The organism is Pseudomonas sp. HMWF006, from assembly GCF_003061205.1.
Classification (GTDB): domain Bacteria; phylum Pseudomonadota; class Gammaproteobacteria; order Pseudomonadales; family Pseudomonadaceae; genus Aquipseudomonas; species Aquipseudomonas monsensis.
Genome location: NZ_QAIU01000547.1, coordinates 1,656 through 4,137, shown reverse-complemented (window position 1 = coordinate 4,137; position 2,482 = coordinate 1,656). Strand labels below are relative to the sequence as shown.

Here is a 2,482-nt window from a genome sequence, read left to right as displayed (position 1 = left end):
CAGTTTGAGCACCTCGGCCCAGATCGCCGCCAGCTTCTCCTCGACCTCACCCACCGGCGCGACGAACTGCTGCGTGACCAGCCCCGGCACCGGCAAGGCGCGCTTGTCGAGTTTGCCGTTGGCGGTCAGCGGCAGTTGCGCCAGCAGCACAATCTGCGCCGGCACCAGGTACTCCGGCAGGCACGCCTGCAATTGCTCGCGCAGCCCCTGCGCCTGCAGGCTCACACCCGCCACCGGCACACACCACGCCACCAGTTGCAGCCGCGCCGGGTCATCATCCAGAGCCAACGCCAACACCGCGGCCTCACTGACGCCGTCGAGGCCGAGCAGCACCCGCGCGACTTCCGCCGGTTCCACGCGATAACCGCGCACCTTGACCTGATCGTCGGCGCGGCCGATGAATTCCATGGCCTGTTGACGATTACGCCGCACGCGGTCGCCGCTGCGGTATACCCGCGAACCCGGCGCGCCGAACGGATCGGGCAGGAAGCGTTCGGCGGTCAATCCGGGCTGGTTCAGATAGCCCTGCGCCACGCTGTCACCACCGATGTACAACTCGCCGGCCACCTGATCAGCGACGCTGTTGAGCACATCGTCGAGCACGTAAACCTGCGCGCCCGTCAGCGCCGTGCCAACCGGAACACAGCGCGCATCGGCCGCCAGTTCGCCAACTTCGTGGGTCAACACACCGACCGTGGTTTCACTCGGCCCGTAGTGGTTGATCACGCGGCAGCCCGGTTTGAGCTGACGCACGCGCTCCACCAGAGCTGGCGAGCAGGCTTCGCCGCCGACGATCAACGCGTGCTGCGGCAACACATCGGCGGCCCGGGCAGCTTGTAACAGTGCGGCCAGATGCCCCGGGACGATTTTCAGCATGCCCACGCGGTGAGTGGCCATGTACTCGGCAAACCGGTCCGGGTCAAAACCCAGTTCTTCCGGCAACACGTGCAACAGGCGCCCGGAACACAACGCGCCGAACAGCACGGTAAAGCCCAGGTCGGCGGCGATGGTCGAGACCAGCGCCATGCTGCTGTCCGGCGTCGGTGCCAGGCGTTCCAGCACACCGCGCACGTAACTGCCCAGCGCCCCGTGGCTGACCAGCACACCCTTGGGTTGCCCGGTGGAACCGGAGGTGTGAATCACATAGGCCGGTGACTGCGCGAACAGGCTCACGGCCGGGCTGACGTCCGCCATCGCCTGCCATTGCGTGGGTGCGTAAGCGAGCCCCTGACATCCATCCACCGCCAGTGCGGACACCCGCGCATCCCCTTCAGCGCACAACAGCAGCCGCGCCCCGGCACTGCCAAGCATCTGCTGCAGCCGTGCGTTCGGCGCCTTGACGTCAAGCGGCATGTACACCGCGCCGGCCTTGAAGATCGCCAGCACGCAAGTCAGCCAGTCCAGCGAACGCTCCATCAGCACCGCCACCGGCTCGCCGATGTTCAGCCCCTGCGCCAGCAGATGATGGGCCAGTCGATTGGCCGCCTGATCCAGCGCCTGAAAACTCATGCTCTGATGCAGGTCACGCGCAGCCAGTGCCTCGGGCTGCTGCGCGACTTGTCGATCCCACAGGTGCAACACCGACAGCGCCGGTTCGCCGGGTGCAGCAAGCACCGCTGGCGCCAACGGGGCAACGCTGTGCAACGGCGCTTGCGGCGCTTTCAACAACTCACTGAACAGGCCGAGCAAGGCCGGCACAAAACCGGCGACAGTCTCTGGACGATAGAGGTCGCTGGCATAGGTCATCTGCCCGTGAATCAAGGTGCCGTCATCGGTGATGTCCAGCGCCAGATCGAAGTGGGTGCCGTCCTTGTCCAGCGGGTATTCCGCCACGCTCAGCCCCGGTAGCGTCATCGAGCGTTGCTTCTGCATGCCGACGTTCTGGTTGAACTTGGCCTGGAACAGCGGGTTGTGACCGAGGGTGCGCTCGGCGACCAGTTCGTCCACCAGTTGCTCGAACGGCAACTCCTGATGCGCCTGGGCACCGAACGCCGCTTCGCGCACCCGCGCCAGCAAGTCGGCGAAGCTGCCGCGCTCATCCACTTCGCAACGCAGCACCTGGGTGTTGACGAAGAAACCGATCAGCCCTTCGACTTCGGCGCGGCCACGGTTGGCATTCGGCACGCCAACACGGATGTCGCGCTGCCCCGCGTGGCGCGAGAGGAACAGCGAGAACCCCGCCAGCACCAGCATGAACAGACTGATGCCCTGGCTGCGGGCAAAGGCGTTGAGTTGCAGGGACAACTGCGCGCCAAAATCGAAACTCAGGGTCTGCCCTGCAAAACTTTGCGTCAGGGGCCGGGCGTAGTCTGGCGCCACTTCCAGCAGCGGCTGTTCTTCACCGAGTTGCTGGCGCCAGTACTCGAGTTGCCGCTCGCCCTCGCCGGCTTCCAGCCAGCGTCGCTGCCAGATTGCGTAGTCAGCGTATTGCAGCGGCAGAGCGGGCAATTGTGGCTCGCGCGCCAGGCTGAAGGCCTGATAG

The 2,482-nt window shown here is 65.8% G+C and carries 1 protein-coding gene; it reads right to left on the bottom strand.

The window, feature by feature from the left end:
* Window positions 1-2,482: amino acid adenylation domain-containing protein (locus tag DBR24_RS24640; protein ID WP_256591802.1), on the bottom strand; the 2,482-nt coding region annotated here is incomplete at both ends.